The organism is Klebsiella sp. RCJ4 (genome assembly GCF_009025755.1).
In the GTDB taxonomy this organism is placed as follows: domain Bacteria; phylum Pseudomonadota; class Gammaproteobacteria; order Enterobacterales; family Enterobacteriaceae; genus Klebsiella; species Klebsiella michiganensis.
Window position 1 is genome coordinate 127,780 of sequence record NZ_WCIN01000049.1, and the last position, 15,007, is coordinate 142,786.

13 protein-coding genes are annotated in these 15,007 nt (G+C 59.4%); 7 read left to right on the forward strand and 6 right to left on the reverse strand.

Annotation, left to right across the window (positions count from 1 at the left end; genetic code table 11):
• The first annotated feature begins 4 nt into the window (after positions 1 to 4).
• The 7 genes from F8562_RS29000 (at position 5) to F8562_RS29030 (ending at position 8,706) form a co-directional block, all read left to right on the forward strand.
• Positions 5 to 1,087, forward strand: coding sequence for a FecCD family ABC transporter permease (locus tag F8562_RS29000; RefSeq protein WP_014837720.1), 1,083 nt, complete (start codon positions 5 to 7; stop codon positions 1,085 to 1,087).
• A complete protein-coding gene (locus tag F8562_RS29005) occupies positions 1,084 to 1,875 on the forward strand; it encodes an ABC transporter ATP-binding protein (protein WP_014837719.1) in 792 nt (263 codons plus the stop codon). The genes F8562_RS29000 and F8562_RS29005 overlap by 4 nt, the downstream gene beginning before the upstream one ends.
• Positions 1,876 to 2,157: 282 nt before the next feature.
• The gene (locus F8562_RS29010) at positions 2,158 to 3,081 is read left to right on the forward strand and encodes an aminoimidazole riboside kinase (protein WP_014228261.1); all 924 of its coding nucleotides are present in this window, start codon (positions 2,158 to 2,160) and stop codon (positions 3,079 to 3,081) included.
• Between the two features lie 164 nt (positions 3,082 to 3,245).
• The gene (locus F8562_RS29015) at positions 3,246 to 4,763 is read left to right on the forward strand and encodes a carbohydrate porin (protein WP_014228260.1); all 1,518 of its coding nucleotides are present in this window, start codon (positions 3,246 to 3,248) and stop codon (positions 4,761 to 4,763) included.
• 137 nt (positions 4,764 to 4,900) lie between these two features.
• The gene (locus F8562_RS29020) at positions 4,901 to 6,271 is read left to right on the forward strand and encodes a sucrose-specific PTS transporter subunit IIBC (RefSeq protein ID WP_014837718.1); all 1,371 of its coding nucleotides are present in this window, start codon (positions 4,901 to 4,903) and stop codon (positions 6,269 to 6,271) included.
• Positions 6,271 to 7,671 carry a sucrose-6-phosphate hydrolase gene (locus F8562_RS29025; RefSeq protein ID WP_014837717.1) on the forward strand — a complete coding sequence of 467 codons (1,401 nt, stop codon included), beginning with the start codon at positions 6,271 to 6,273 and terminating at the stop codon, positions 7,669 to 7,671. Before F8562_RS29020 ends, F8562_RS29025 begins: the two co-directional genes overlap by 1 nt.
• Before the next feature lie 30 nt (positions 7,672 to 7,701).
• Positions 7,702 to 8,706 (forward strand): LacI family DNA-binding transcriptional regulator, encoded by a 1,005-nt coding sequence (locus F8562_RS29030; protein WP_004848520.1) that lies wholly within the window; start codon positions 7,702 to 7,704, stop codon positions 8,704 to 8,706.
• A gap of 146 nt (positions 8,707 to 8,852) precedes the next feature.
• Here F8562_RS29030 and F8562_RS29035 read toward each other — a convergent pair whose 3' ends face one another.
• The 6 genes from F8562_RS29035 to F8562_RS29060 all read right to left on the reverse strand — a co-directional run bounded on the left by F8562_RS29035 (position 8,853) and on the right by F8562_RS29060 (position 14,998).
• Positions 8,853 to 9,110 (reverse strand): hypothetical protein, encoded by a 258-nt coding sequence (locus tag F8562_RS29035; protein ID WP_038424184.1) that lies wholly within the window; start codon positions 9,108 to 9,110, stop codon positions 8,853 to 8,855.
• Positions 9,097 to 9,435: a helix-turn-helix domain-containing protein gene (locus tag F8562_RS29040; RefSeq protein WP_038424183.1), complete on the reverse strand. Its 339-nt coding sequence runs from the start codon at positions 9,433 to 9,435 to the stop codon at positions 9,097 to 9,099. Before F8562_RS29040 ends, F8562_RS29035 begins: the two co-directional genes overlap by 14 nt.
• Positions 9,436 to 9,584: 149 nt before the next feature.
• Positions 9,585 to 10,424 carry a BglG family transcription antiterminator LicT gene (gene licT / locus F8562_RS29045; RefSeq protein WP_014837715.1) on the reverse strand — a complete coding sequence of 280 codons (840 nt, stop codon included), beginning with the start codon at positions 10,422 to 10,424 and terminating at the stop codon, positions 9,585 to 9,587.
• Complete coding sequence (locus F8562_RS29050) at positions 10,421 to 11,845, reverse strand: glycoside hydrolase family 1 protein (RefSeq protein ID WP_014837714.1); 1,425 nt, start codon at positions 11,843 to 11,845, stop codon at positions 10,421 to 10,423. Before F8562_RS29050 ends, licT begins: the two co-directional genes overlap by 4 nt.
• Positions 11,842 to 13,722, reverse strand: a complete 1,881-nt coding sequence (locus tag F8562_RS29055; protein ID WP_014837713.1) for a beta-glucoside-specific PTS transporter subunit IIABC — start codon at positions 13,720 to 13,722, stop codon at positions 11,842 to 11,844. Before F8562_RS29055 ends, F8562_RS29050 begins: the two co-directional genes overlap by 4 nt.
• Before the next feature lie 253 nt (positions 13,723 to 13,975).
• The gene (locus F8562_RS29060; RefSeq protein WP_170873311.1) at positions 13,976 to 14,998 is read right to left on the reverse strand and encodes an ABC transporter permease; all 1,023 of its coding nucleotides are present in this window, start codon (positions 14,996 to 14,998) and stop codon (positions 13,976 to 13,978) included.
• Positions 14,999 to 15,007 lie beyond the last annotated feature (9 nt).

A 15,007-nucleotide genomic window follows, 5' to 3' on the forward strand; every position in this document is an offset into this window, starting at 1 on the left:
AGCCATGAGTCTCTCTCCTGAATCCGATATCGTCGCGTTCGGCGTCGATAGCCATGACGTAATGGCAAACTACCGTCACATTGTGCGCCGCCGCGCCATCATGCTGCTGCTGCTGACGCTGTTGATTGTCGCCTCGCTGCTGCTCGACTTCGTGATGGGGCCATCCGGCCTGTCGCTGCAGGCGCTTTGGCAAACCCTTACCGACCCGGCCAGCGCCAGCGCCGGGACGCGGGCGATCGTCTGGGATATCCGCATGCCCTATGCGCTGATGGCGATCGTCGTCGGCCTGGCTCTCGGCCTCGCCGGGGCGGAAATGCAGACCATCCTTAACAATCCGCTGGCGAGCCCGTTTACGCTCGGCGTCTCCTCGGCGGCGGCATTCGGCGCGGCGCTGGCTATCGTGCTGGGGATAGGAATTCCCGGGGTTCCCGGCCAGTGGTTTGTCTCGGCCAACGCTTTTATCTTCGCCCTGCTGGCGGCGCTGCTGCTGGACGGCATTACGCGCTGGACCCAGGTCGCCACCTCCGGCGTCATTCTGTTCGGGATCGCGCTGGTGTTCACCTTCAATGCGCTGGTATCGATGCTGCAGTTTGTCGCCAACGAAGATACCCTCCAGGGGCTGGTGTTCTGGACGATGGGCAGCATTGACCGCGCCTCATGGCAAAAGGTGGGGTTCCTGCTTGCGATACTGGCGGTCGTCATGCCGCTATCAATGCGCAGCGCGTGGAAGCTGACCGCGCTGCGCCTCGGCGAGGACCGGGCCGTCAGCTTCGGCATCAACGTGCGCCGCCTGCGCCTGACCACCCTGCTGCGCATCAGCGTTCTGTCGGCGATTTCGGTGGCGTTCGTTGGCCCAATCGGTTTTATCGGCCTGGTGGCGCCGCATATCGCCAGGCTGGTTTTCGGCGAAGATCACCGCTTTTACCTGCCGGCCAGCGCGTTAATCGGCGCCCTCGTCCTGTCGCTGGCTTCGGTTGCGGCAAAAAACCTGATTCCCGGCGCAGTGATTCCGGTGGGTATCGTCACCTCGCTGGTGGGGGTGCCTTTTTTCCTGAGCATCATTTTGCGCCATCGGGGGCACGTATGAGCCATATTGTATCCGGACTGGCGCTGACCCATTTCAGCGCCGGTTATCCCAGACGTCAGGTGATCCGCGACCTTACGGTACCGCGGCTGCAGCGCGGTAAAATCACCGCGCTGCTCGGCCCCAACGGCAGCGGAAAATCCACCCTGATGCGGGCGATGGCCGGGCTGGGGCCGTCCGCGGGCGAGCTGTCGCTGGACGGTGAGAATCTGCTTGCCCTCCCCTTTGCCCGGCGTGCGGAAAAAGTGGTCTACCTGCCGCAGACGCTGCCCGCCGGCGTGCACTTGCGGGTGCTGGAGTCGATTATTGTCGCTCAACGCGCCGCCGGAGGAGCGCACAGCCCGGAAAATCAGGCGCAGGTGATGTCGCTGCTGCGCCAGCTAGGCATTGAACATCTGGCGCTGAGCTACCTCGACCGGCTATCCGGCGGGCAGAAGCAGCTCGTCGGCCTGGCGCAATCGCTTATCCGTCAGCCAGCCCTGCTGCTGCTGGATGAGCCCCTTAGCGCGCTGGATTTAAACTATCAGTTCCACGTGATGGATCTGGTGCGTGAGGAGACGCAGAGGCGCAACATCATCACGCTGGTGGTGGTTCACGACATCAATATCGCCCTGCGCCACGCGGATCACGTGCTGATGTTGAAAGAGGGGCAACTGCTGGGGGACGGCGCGCCGGCCGAGGTGATTACCCCGCAGGCTCTGGCGGCGGTTTACGGCGTGCGCGGGCGCATCGAGCCCTGTTCTCAGGGGGTGATGCAGGTGATTATCGACGGTCTGGCGGCGGGGGCTTAAGCGGCTGCGGCGTTTCACATCAAGCCCTGAGGTCCTCTCTCTGCCTGGGCTTTGCCGGAGGCGGCGCGCTGCGCCTCTCCGGCCTACCGCGTTATGCCGCCATCTCGCCCGCCGCCACCGGAAGCCCCTCCCGCCTGGCCGAATCATCACTCTTTTGCTAACCAGCTCACGTTTTTATGCCCTGATTGGCACTTTTCCGCCCGTGACGTTCCCCTCATTCTGTCGCTATGCTTTAATGTGCTAAACCGGTTTAATTAAGTTTAGCTATGGAGAATTTTCAACATGAATGCAAAAGTTTGGGTTCTGGGAGACGCGGTAGTGGACCTGCTGCCGGAGAGCGAAGGCCGCCTGCTGCGCTGCCCCGGCGGCGCCCCGGCTAACGTGGCGGTCGGTATCGCCCGCCTTGGCGGCGACAGCGGATTTATCGGCCGCGTCGGCGACGATCCGTTTGGCCGCTTTATGCGCCATACCCTGCAACAAGAGCAGGTCGACGTCAGCCATATGCGCCTCGACGGCCAGCACCGTACCTCAACCGTGGTGGTCGACCTGGACGATCAGGGGGAACGTACCTTTACCTTTATGGTGCGCCCCAGCGCGGACCTGTTCCTGGCGGAAGAAGACCTGCCGCAGTTTACCGCCAACCAGTGGCTGCACGTCTGCTCCATCGCGCTCAGCGCCGAGCCCAGCCGCAGCACCACCTTCTCGGCGATGGAAAGCATCAAACATGCCGGCGGCCGGGTCAGCTTTGACCCCAATATCCGCCCGGACCTCTGGCAGGATCAGGAGCTGCTGCACGCCTGCCTCGATCGCGCCCTGCGCTTGGCCAACGTGGTGAAGCTGTCGGAAGAGGAGCTGGTATTCATCAGCGGCAGTGATGATTTAGCCTACGGAATCGCCAGCGTGACCGAACGCTATCAGCCTGAACTGCTGCTGGTGACCCAGGGCAAAGCCGGCGTACTTGCCGCCTTTCAGCAGCAGTTTACCCATTTCAGCGCCAAGCCCGTTGTCAGCGTGGACACCACCGGCGCGGGTGACGCATTTGTCGCCGGACTGCTCGCAAGCCTTGCTGCCAACGGGATGCCGACGGATATCGCTGCGCTGGAACCGACGCTCACGCTGGCGCAAACCTGCGGCGCCCTGGCGACAACGGCGAAAGGCGCCATGACCGCCCTGCCATACCAGCGCGATCTTAATCGCCAGTTTTGATCCTTCAGGCCGCCGCGCGCGGCCCACTTTGTTGCATCCATCACATTTATTAAACCGGTTTAGCAAAATCCATTTCAAAATGTTAAGGGTCGTGTTTAACATAGCGCCTAAACCGGTTTAGCAAAAAACAACATTTTACATTTTCCTTTCGGGATGCAACCAGCATGTATAAAAAAAGCACACTCGCCGTCCTTATCGCTTTGCTAACCGGCGCCGCCTCAGCCCACGCGCAAACGGATCTCAGCACGATCGAAGCCCGTTTGATCGCCCTGGAAAAACGCCTGCAGGAGGCGGAAAACCGGGCACAGACTGCGGAAAACCGCGCCGAGTCGGCAGAGAAACAGGTCCAGCAGCTCACCGCGCAGCAGCAGAAAAATCAGGACACGACGCAGGAAGTGGTTCAACGTACCGCCAAACTCGAGAAGAAGGCCGATGAGAAAAGCGGCTTTGAGTTTCACGGCTACGCCCGCTCCGGCGTGATAATGAATGATTCCGCCGCCAGCACCAAATCCGGCGCCTACATGACGCCAGCGGGGGAAACCGGCGGGGCTATCGGTCGTCTGGGAAACCAGGCGGATACCTATGTTGAAATGAACCTTGAACACAAGCAGACCCTGGATAATGGCGCGACGACCCGTTTCAAAGTGATGGTCGCCGACGGACAAACCACTTATAACGACTGGACGGCAAGCAGCAGCGATTTGAACGTTCGTCAGGCCTTTGTCGAACTGGGCAACTTGCCCACCTTCACAGGGGCGTTTAAAGGCTCCACCCTGTGGGCCGGGAAACGCTTCGACCGCGACAACTTTGATATTCACTGGATTGACTCTGACGTTGTGTTCCTCGCCGGTACCGGCGGCGGTATTTACGACGTCAGGTGGAACGACAGCATCCGCAGCAACCTCTCGCTTTACGGGCGCAATTTCGGCGATATTGCTGACTCGAGCAACAGCGTGCAGAACTATATCCTCAGCATAAACAACTTCATCGGTCCGGTGCAGGTGATGGTCAGCGGGATGCGGGCAAAAGACAACGACGACCGTCAGGATACCAACGGTAACCCGGTCAAAGGCGATGCGGCAAATACCGGGGTACATACGCTGCTCGGCCTGCACAACGACAGTTTTTACGGTCTGCGTGAAGGCACCAGCAAAACCGCCCTGCTCTACGGTCACGGCCTGGGCGCGGAAGTTAAAGGTATCGGCTCTGACGGCGCGCTACGGTCGGGAGCCAACACCTGGCGCTTCGCCAGCTATGGCACCACCCCGCTCAGCGAAAACTGGTCTATCGCCCCGGCGATCCTGGCGCAAAGCAGTAAAGGCCGTTATGCCGATGGCGACAGCTATCAGTGGGCCACGCTCAACATGCGCCTGATCCAGGAGATCAACCAGAACTTCGCTCTCGCTTACGAAGGCAGCTACCAGTATATGGATCTCAAACCCGAAGGTTATAACGATCGTCATGCGGTAAACGGTAGCTTCTACAAGCTCACCTTCGCCCCGACATTTAAGGTCGGCAGCATCGGTGATTTCTTCAGCCGCCCTGAAATCCGCCTTTACACCTCGTGGATGGACTGGAGCAAAAAACTGAATAATTACGCCAGCGATGACGCGCTGGGCAGCAATGGTTTTACCTCGGGCGGCGAATGGTCGTTCGGTATGCAGATGGAAACCTGGTTCTGACGGTGAACGCCTGACGACAGGCCCCTCCGGGGCGACGACGCGCCTTTCATCGCCCCGGACACAATAACGACGCAGAGACTGCGCCCCCGTTAACGCGGGACGACAACACGAATTTTTTTACGCATTCAGAGGGTACTATGGATTTTGAACAGATTTCCCGCTCGCTGCTTCCGCTTCTGGGAGGCAAGGAAAATATCGCCAGCGCCGCGCACTGCGCCACGCGCCTGCGCCTGGTGCTGGTCGATGACGCGCTGGCCGACCAGCAGGCTATCGGCAAAATTGAAGGGGTTAAGGGCTGTTTCCGCAATGCCGGGCAGATGCAGATTATTTTCGGCACCGGGGTGGTGAATAAAGTCTACGCCGCCTTTATTCAGGCGGCAGGTATTAGCGAATCCAGCAAATCGGAGGCCGCCGACATCGCGGCGAAAAAGCTTAATCCTTTCCAGCGCATCGCGCGCCTGCTGTCGAACATCTTCGTACCGATTATCCCGGCTATCGTCGCCTCCGGCCTGCTGATGGGCCTGCTGGGGATGGTCAAAACCTACGGCTGGGTTGATCCGAGCAACGCCCTCTACATCATGCTGGATATGTGCAGTTCGGCGGCGTTTATCATTCTGCCGATCCTGATTGGCTTTACCGCTGCCCGCGAATTCGGCGGTAACCCCTATCTCGGCGCGACGCTCGGCGGCATTCTGACCCACCCGGCGCTGACTAACGCCTGGGGCGTGGCCGCCGGTTTCCATACCATGAACTTCTTCGGCCTCGAAATCGCCATGATCGGCTATCAGGGGACGGTGTTCCCGGTTCTGCTGGCGGTGTGGTTTATGAGCATCGTTGAGAAGCAGCTGCGCCGCGCGATCCCCGATGCCCTGGACCTGATCCTGACGCCGTTCCTGACGGTGATTATTTCCGGTTTTATCGCCCTGCTGATTATCGGCCCGGCCGGTCGCGCGCTCGGCGACGGCATTTCGTTTGTCCTCAGCACCCTGATTAGCCACGCCGGCTGGCTGGCCGGGCTGCTGTTTGGCGGTCTCTATTCGGTTATCGTCATTACCGGTATTCACCACAGCTTCCACGCCATCGAAGCCGGGCTGCTGGGCAATCCGTCCATCGGGGTCAACTTCCTGCTGCCGATCTGGTCCATGGCCAACGTCGCCCAGGGCGGCGCCTGCCTGGCGGTATGGTTTAAAACCAAAGACGTCAAAATCAAAGCCATTGCGCTGCCCTCGGCGTTTTCCGCTATGCTGGGCATCACCGAGGCGGCGATTTTTGGTATCAACTTACGCTTCATGAAGCCGTTTATCGCGGCGCTGATCGGCGGCGCGGCGGGCGGCGCGTGGGTCGTGTCAGTGCACGTCTATATGACCGCAGTCGGCCTGACGGCGATTCCCGGCATGGCCATCGTGCAGGCCAGCTCGCTGCTGAACTACATTATCGGCATGGTCATCGCCTTTGGCGTCGCTTTCGTCGTCTCTCTGCTGCTGAAATACAAAACGGACGCTGAATAATGTCACTACCATCACGTCTGCCTGCGATTTTGCAGGCCGTTATGCAGGGCCAGCCGCGCGCGCTGGCCGATAGCCATTATCCGCGCTGGCACCATGCGCCGGTGACCGGGCTGATGAACGACCCCAACGGCTTTGTCGAGTTTGCCGGGCGCTATCATCTGTTCTACCAGTGGAACCCGCTCGCCTGCGATCATAAGTTCAAGTGCTGGGCGCACTGGAGTTCAGAGGATCTGCTGCGCTGGCGGCATGAGCCTATTGCGCTGATGCCGGATGAAGAGTACGACCGCAACGGCTGCTACTCCGGCAGCGCGGTGGATAACAACGGTACGCTCACCCTGTGCTATACCGGCAACGTGAAGTTTGACGACGGCGGCCGAACCGCGTGGCAGTGCCTGGCGACGGAAAACGCCGACGGTACCTTCCGCAAAATCGGTCCGGTCCTGCCGCTGCCGGAGGGCTATACCGGCCACGTGCGCGACCCGAAGGTCTGGCGGCATAAAGACCGCTGGTACATGGTGCTGGGGGCGCAGGATCGGCAAAAGCGCGGTAAGGTGCTGCTGTTCAGCTCCCCGGACCTTCATCAGTGGCGCAGCGAGGGCGAAATCGCCGGCTACGGCCTCAATGGCCTCGACGACGCCGGCTATATGTGGGAGTGTCCGGATCTGTTTCCGCTCGGCGACCAGCATATTCTGATCTGCTGCCCGCAGGGGATTGCCCGCGAAGACGAGCGCTTCCTCAATACCTATCCGGCGGTGTGGATGGCCGGTAGTTTCGACGACCACCGCGCCGCGTTCAAACACGGCGAGCTGCACGAGCTGGACGCCGGGTTTGAGTTTTATGCCCCGCAAACCATGCACACCAGCGATGGCCGCCGCCTGCTGGTCGGCTGGATGGGCGTCCCGGACGGTGAAGAGATGCTTCAGCCGACGCTTGCCAGCGGCTGGATCCACCAGATGACCTGCCTGCGCGAGCTGGAATTTATCGACGGCCGGCTCTACCAGCGTCCGCTGCGCGAGCTGACCGCCCTGCGCGGCGAAGCGCACGGCTGGCCGGGGAACACCCTGCCGCTGGCGCCGATGGAAATCGCCCTGCAAACCGCCGGCGACGACGCGCTAAGCCTTGATTTCGGCGGCGCGTTAACCCTGGAGCGCGACGCCAGCGGTATCCGTCTGGCGCGACGCAGCCTCGCCAGCGACGAAATGCACTATCGCTACTGGCGCGGCGAGGTGCGCTCGCTGCGGATTTTCATCGATCGGTCGAGCGTGGAGATTTTCATCAACGACGGCGAGGGGGTGATGAGCAGCCGCTGCTTCCCCGATTATCCGGCGCAGCTGATTTTCTCCGGCAGCGCGCCGGATGCATTCTGCTACTGGCCGCTGCGAACATGCATGATAGAATAAGCGTTTTGCTTTCAGGCTCATGGCGTCGTAATGAAAACCAAACGCGTAACCATTAAAGATATCGCCGAACTGGCGGGCGTTTCCAAAGCGACCGCCAGCCTGGTGCTGAACGGTCGTGGCAAGGAGCTGCGCGTGGCGCAGGAAACGCGCGAGCGCGTGCTGGCGATTGCCCGCGAGCAGCACTATCAGCCGAGCATTCACGCCCGCTCGCTGCGCGATAACCGCAGCCACACCATCGGCCTGGTGGTGCCGGAGATCACCAACTACGGCTTTGCGGTCTTTTCCCATGAGCTGGAGATGCTGTGCCGCGAAGCGGGCGTCCAGCTGCTGATCTCCTGTACCGATGAAAACCCCGGTCAGGAGAGCATGGTGGTCAATAACATGATTGCCCGCCAGGTTGACGGCCTGATCGTCGCCTCCTGTATGCACAACGATGCCGACTACCTGAAGCTCAGCGAACAGCTGCCGGTGGTGCTGTTTGACCGCTGTCCTACTGAAAGCGCGCTGCCGCTGGTGATGACCGATTCGATTACCCCGACGGCGGAGCTGATTTCCCGCATCGCGCCTCAGCATCACGATGAGTTCTGGTTTTTAGGCGGCCAGCCGCGTCTGTCGCCCTCCCGCGATCGCCTGGCCGGGTTTACGCAGGGTCTGACTCAGGCGGGCATTGCGCTGCGCCCGGAGTGGGTGATCAACGGCAACTATCACCCCAGCTCCGGCTATGAGATGTTCGCCGCCCTCTGCGCGCGCCTGGGCCGGCCGCCAAAGGCGCTGTTTACCGCCGCCTGTGGTCTGCTGGAAGGGGTGCTGCGCTATATGAGCCAGCACCATTTGCTGGATTCAGACATCCACCTGGCAAGTTTTGACGATCACTATCTCTACGATTCGCTGTCGCTGCGTATTGATACCGTCCAGCAGGACAACCGCCAGCTGGCCTGGCACTGCTACGATTTAATCAGCCAGCTGATTGACGGCAACACGCCTGAGCCGCTACAGCGCTACCTGCCGGCGACGCTGCAGTTTCGGCATCGGTGATACTACGGAGGTTTAAAAGGTTATCGAAACGCGTTAACGGACTATTTGTCTTGCCGCGTTGAAAATGCAGTGGCACCGGACGCATTAAAGCCACGACTTACGTAGTCTCAAAATCTCTTCTGGCGCGCCTTCAAATATGAAAGGATTTAAAAACATCCTTCCCCAGAAGAGTTTTCTGTCCACTTCACTTGCAAACCAGGGGCAGGTACAATTGCGCCTCTGACTAAAGGAAGCTCCGGCACATAAACCGCTATCGCCTCTTTCCGCTCCAGATAACTGCGGCCGTAGTTGAAAATAAACCGACCGTTGTCTCTGCTTAACACTCCGGCGACAACGGGTTCTGTTGCTCCAGGCAGCCAGATCCAGACATACACTTGCTCAAGGCTATTCTCAGAAGTCATCATTTATCACCTTCCTTGAGTGATGAACCGAACGCGGCATTAATGACAACGTTTTCTCTGCATTAGCAATATGTAACGCCAGAGCAGACCGATCTGGCGTAAACAGCGGCACGCCCACTATTGTCGCCAGTTCAAATACCGCGCCAATCGCACATCCCATATCGCCTTCCTCAGCACGATAAACCAGCCCACGCGACACGCCAGCACGTTCTGCCAGCTCCTCGATAGTGAGTCTGGATTCTATGCGTGCGGAGCGGATCATCATTCCCAGCAACCGTGCTGCATCGCGACTGTAACGAGAGTAAGTTCGGGTTGACGGCTTTGCCATAATGCTTCTCTTGTCTTATTAATAGAACGTAGTTAGCGATTATAACCTGTTTATAGAACACTACAAATGAGCCAACTCAGTCATTCCAAAGAGCTCATGTCCCATAAAAAAAACAGAAATGGCTATTACGCCCTACTAATAGAACACAATCACGCATCCAGTCCCGCGATCCGCACCAGATGAACGGTGAGCCACAGCAGTTCGTTGCCGCCGAGGGTGATATCGAGCTGGGCTTTGACGTAGTCGCGGATTAGCAGCGCGCAGCGGTATGCGTCCGGATACGCCTTAATCACCTGCACCAGCAGAAAACTGTCCCGCGCGCCGTCCAGCTCCCCCTCCTGTAAACGCTGGAGGAAAAACTGCATATGGACCAGAAAGCGCGAGTAGTTTATCGAGTCGGTGTCTATCTGCTGCTTAAAGTGGTACTGCACGAGATTAAAAATATCCTTCAGCATTTTCACCGACTGCATGGTCTGCGCCACGTCGTCGCCCTCGCTCTGGCCGTTTACCAGATGAAAGGCGATATTCCCGGCTTCCTCCTCCGGCAGTTCGATCCCGTACTGCTGGCGAATAATCGTCACCGCCTCGCTGGCGACGCGGAACTGCTGCGGATAAAAACGCCTGACTTCCGGCAGCAGGCGATTTTGAATGGCGATCCCTTTGCGGCTGCGCTCGATGGCAAAGGTCAAGTGGTCGGCGAGGGTAAAGAAAATCTGCTCGCGAACCTTGCTGGCAAGCTGCATATTGGCGCGGGAAATAATCATTGCCGCCATTTCGATCACCTCGTCCGGAATGGCGGAGAGCGCTTCAAGATAGCCGCTGCGGGCGCCGAGCGCCTGGGTCACGAACAGCTTCTCAATCTTCTCCGGGGCGATCTCATCCCCGGGTCTGCTGTTGAAGCCAATGCCTTTCCCCATGACGATGACCTCCCTGCTATCGTCATCCATAGAGAGCACCAGGCTATTATTGAGCACCTTCTGAACAATCATCTCTGCGACTCGTCGTGGTTGCCGTTCTGCGCGATGACATCCTTATACCACCAGAAGCTGCGTTTGCAGATCCTTTGCAGGCGCTTCAGGTCATCCTCGCCGCGATCGACATAAATAAAACCGTAGCGCTTGGCGTATCCCTGGTGGGTGCTGACCACGTCAATCGCCGCCCACGGGCAGTAGCCCATCAGCTCGACGCCGTCGGCTATCGCCAGCCGCATTTGCTCGATATGCGCCTGTAAGAAGGCGATGCGATAGTCATCATTTACCGTCCCGTCATGCTCCAGCTTGTCCGGCGCGCCCATCCCGTTTTCGCTAATCAGAATCGGCAGACCGTAGCGCTCGCACACTTTACGCAGCGTCAGGCGCAGCCCCACCGGGTCAACAACCCAGCCGTAGGGGGTTTTGCCAACCCACGGATTTTCCGCCGGACGATAAACCCCCTCTTCGCCCAGCATAATTTGCTGATCGCCCGCGCGGGGCGCAACGTCCCCGCCGTCGCCCCGGCTGGCGGCAATGGTGGCGGTCGAGTAGTAATTAATGGCGATAAAGTCCGGCCTCCCCTGCTGCAAAATCAGCGCATCCTCCGGCTGCAGTTCCGGCGCGAGGCCGCGATCCTGCATATAGGCCCACGCCAGGGCGTTGTAGCGCCCATGCACCGCAACGTCCAGAAAGCTCCAGCAGCGCAGCGTCTCCCAGTTATGCGCGGCGATGGCGTCCTCCGGCTTACAGCTTTCGGCGTACATCGACGTGGTGTTTATCGCCGGGCCGATGCGCAGCCCGGGGAACTCGCGGTGGCACAGGGCGAAGATCTGCGCCTGGGCCAGCATCATATGATGATTCTGCTGGTACAGCGCCTTCTTATCCGGCAGTTCACGATCGGCGGGCACGCCAATCGCGCCGGGATGCAGAATCATGGTGTTCTGTTCGTTGATGGTCAGCCAGAGCGGAACTTTGGCGGCAAATTCGCTGAACAGCAGCCTGGCATAGCGCACGAATGCCTCCCCGGTTTTGCGGTTCAGCCAGCCGCCTTTTAGCTCCAGCGCCCACGGCAGATCGAAGTGGTAGAGCGTCACGATGGGGGTGATCCCGTGGCGCGTCAGGGCGTCGATCAGGCGGTGATAAAAGGCCAGCCCATCCGGATTCACCGAGCCATCGCCGTCAGGTATCACCCGCGACCAGGCCACCGAAAAACGGTAGGCCTTCAGCCCCATCTGCGCCATCAGCGCGACGTCCTCCTCTACGCGATGATAGTGGTCGCTGGCGATGCGGAAGTCCGCCGTTCCCGGCGGATGGCTAAGCATGTCGACTACCGACGGCCCTTTACCGTCTTCATTCCACGCGCCCTCAACCTGATAGGCCGAGGTGGAGGCGCCCCACAGAAAACCGTCCGGGAACCGGGCCTGCTGTTGATAAATCATACCTGCGCCTCCTTAGCGGATTGCACCATCAGGGGTTCGCCGTAATCCACCTGCGCGGCGGCGGTGAGGCGCAGAGCGCGCTGCCCATCGCCGTTGACCACGATCACCGGGGTAATCAGGTCGTATCCGGCCTGTTCGATGGCGGGAATATCAAAGCGGATCAGCGCCTGCCCTGCTTCCACCCTATCACCCACCTTCAGCGTAGAGCTAAAGTGCTGGCCGTTAAGATTGACGGTGTCGATACCGATATGGATCAGCAGCTCAACACCGCTGTCGCTCTGCAGGCCAACGGCGTGGCAGGAGGGCAGAAACATCATTACCGTGCCGCTAAACGGCGCGCGCAGTACCCCTTCTTCGGGACGAATCGCCAGCCCCTCGCCCAGCAGGCCGCCGGAAAAGACGTCGTCGTTCACGTCGCTGAGCGCCAGCACCTGACCGCGCAGCGGGCTTAATACTTCCGTCTCCCCCTCGCTTTTAGCGCTCACCGCAGGCTGCGGCGCCTCGTCCACCGCTTCTTGTTCCTCAGGAACATCTTTGAAGGCGATAAACCAGGTCAGGGTAAAGGTCACCACGATGGAAATCGCGCAGGTCACCAGCGCATGAACGATGTTCATCGGGTTTTCACCGATAAACGCCGGCAGCGCCGCGAGGCCTGGCGAGACAAACGCGTAGCGCACCAGCCCGCTCACCCCGGCATAGACCCCGGCGCAGCCGCCACCGATCATCGCGGCAATCAGCACCCGGCGGAACTTGAGCAGCACCCCGTACAGCGCCGGTTCGGTGATCCCCAGCAGCGCGGTAAAGCCCGACGAAGAGGCCAGCTGGCGCAGGTTGCTATTTTTGGTTTTCAGCGCCACGCACAGCGTCGCCGCTCCCATCGCCACGTTTGATGCCAGCATCCCCGGGCCGTTAATCATCTCGTAACCGCTTTTACTCAGCTGACCGGTGGCGATCGGCGTCATCGCCCAGGCGGTGCCGGTAATGATCAGGAAGGGCTGCAGGGTGCCCATCAGCATCGGGATTAACCAGCTGGCGTGGCGGTCGATAGCGCCCGCCCCGGCGGCGACCAGATCGTTAAGCAAAATGCCCGCCGGGCCGACCACCACCAGCGCCAGCGGCGCGGTAATCAGCAGAATCAGCATCGGCTTAACGAAAAACTTGATAATCGATGGCGACACTTTTTCGGCAAAGCGCTCCACCCACGACATCAGCCACACGGTCAGAATAATCGGCAGCACCGAACCGGCGTAATCGGAAAGCAGGACGTTGATGCCGACAAAATCCACCGCTTTACCGGCCGCCAGCATCTGGCCGATGCCCGGATGCAGCAGCACGCCCGCGAGGGTCATCGCCAGAATCGGATTGCATTCAAACTTCAGCGACGCGCCGTAGGCCAGCAGCACCGGCAGGAAGAAGAAGGCGGCGTCGGCAATAATATTCAGCAGCTGATACGTCGAGCTGGTTTCGCTAATCCACCCCGTGAGCTTGAGGATGGCCAGCAGCGCTTTAATCATCCCCGCGCCGGTAATCGCCGGGATCACCGGGGTAAAGGTGGTCGAAATGACGCTGATAATCCGGGCGACGATGCCGGCCGGCTTCGCGTTTTTATCGCCGCCTGCCGGGCCTTTTTTCTCCGGCAGCGCCTTATTGAGCAGGCGATAAACCTGCTGCACCTCATTGCCGATAACTATCTGGAACTGGCCGCCCTTCTCCACTACGCTGATCACGCCGGGAAGGGCGCCAATCTGCGCATCGTTAACCTTTGCGCGGTCGTTGAACTCCATGCGCAGCCGGGTCGCGCAATGGGTGAGCATACGGATGTTCTCCGCACCGCCCACCGCGTGGAGGATTTTGTCTGCTGTTTCGTTATAGTTCATAGTGTTCCCTGGTGTTGGGGCAAAAAAAAAGACCAAAACAGAGACGCTCCCCTTGGCGGGAGAGCATTTCTATTTTGGTCTTGCCTGCTTTCGCAGTAGCACGCCATCATAAAAATGGGTTATTTCGGCGGATTATCTAAGCGCCCCTGCGTAATGACAATGGCGACCGAACAAAAGTGTGAACTGGATTAAGTAAATTCTTATTTAAAATAATTTATGGCCTACGGCGATAGCGGCTGCAGGCCATAAAAAATCAATGCTTTTTGCGGTTGCGGCGCATATCGATAGTCACCGCCGCGACGATAATGATGCCTTTGATAATATCCTGCACGTAGGCGTCGACGCCGACAAAGGTAAACCCGCTTTTAATCAGGCCGAGGATCATCGCGCCGATTAAGGTCCCGGTGATGCGCCCCACCCCGCCCATCAGGCTGCTGCCGCCGATAACCGCCGCGGCGATAGCATCCAGTTCGTAGGACATGCCCATGCTCGACTGCCCGCTGCTGACGCGCGCCGCCAGCACCACGCCCGCCAGGCCGGAGAGCGCCCCGGCGATGGCATAGACGATCACCAGGTATTTATTCACGTTGATACCGGAGACCTTGGCCGACGTCATGTTACCGCCGATAGCGTAAACGTATTTACCGTAGCGGGTATGCTTCAGGGCGATATGGAAGACCGCGGCGACGACGAAGAAAATAATCACCGGCATCGCCCCCTGGCCGATGGCGGTAAAGCTGTCGGATAGGAAGCTGATGGGGTTGCCCTGGGTGTAGTACTGCGCCAGACCGCGCGCCGACACCATCATTCCAAGCGTCGCGATAAACGGCGGGATGCCGGTGCGGGTCACCAGAAAGCCGTTGGTTAAGCCGCAGAGAAGACCGACGCCGATGCCGGCGCCAATCGGGATAATCGCCGGCATATTGACCAGTGACGGGAACATCGGCGACAGGCTATCGGAGGTTTGCGCGAGGCTTGCCGCCACCACGGCGGCGAGAGCGATCACCGAGCCGGAGGAGAGGTCAATGCCGGTGGTAATAATGACCTGGGTGACCCCGACGGCGATAATACCGATAATCGCTACCTGCAAAACAATTAATATCAGGCGATTGGTGTTTAATAAAAAGGACTGGTCGCGGACGTACCAGCCGGCAATTTCAAACGTCAGGGCAATCACCAGCATGACGATAAATATCCCGGTATCTTTCGGCAGCCGGTGGCGTAATTGCCCAAAGAAAGAGGGTTTCTCAGTGATCGGGGTCGCCGTTATTTTCATATTGCTCAT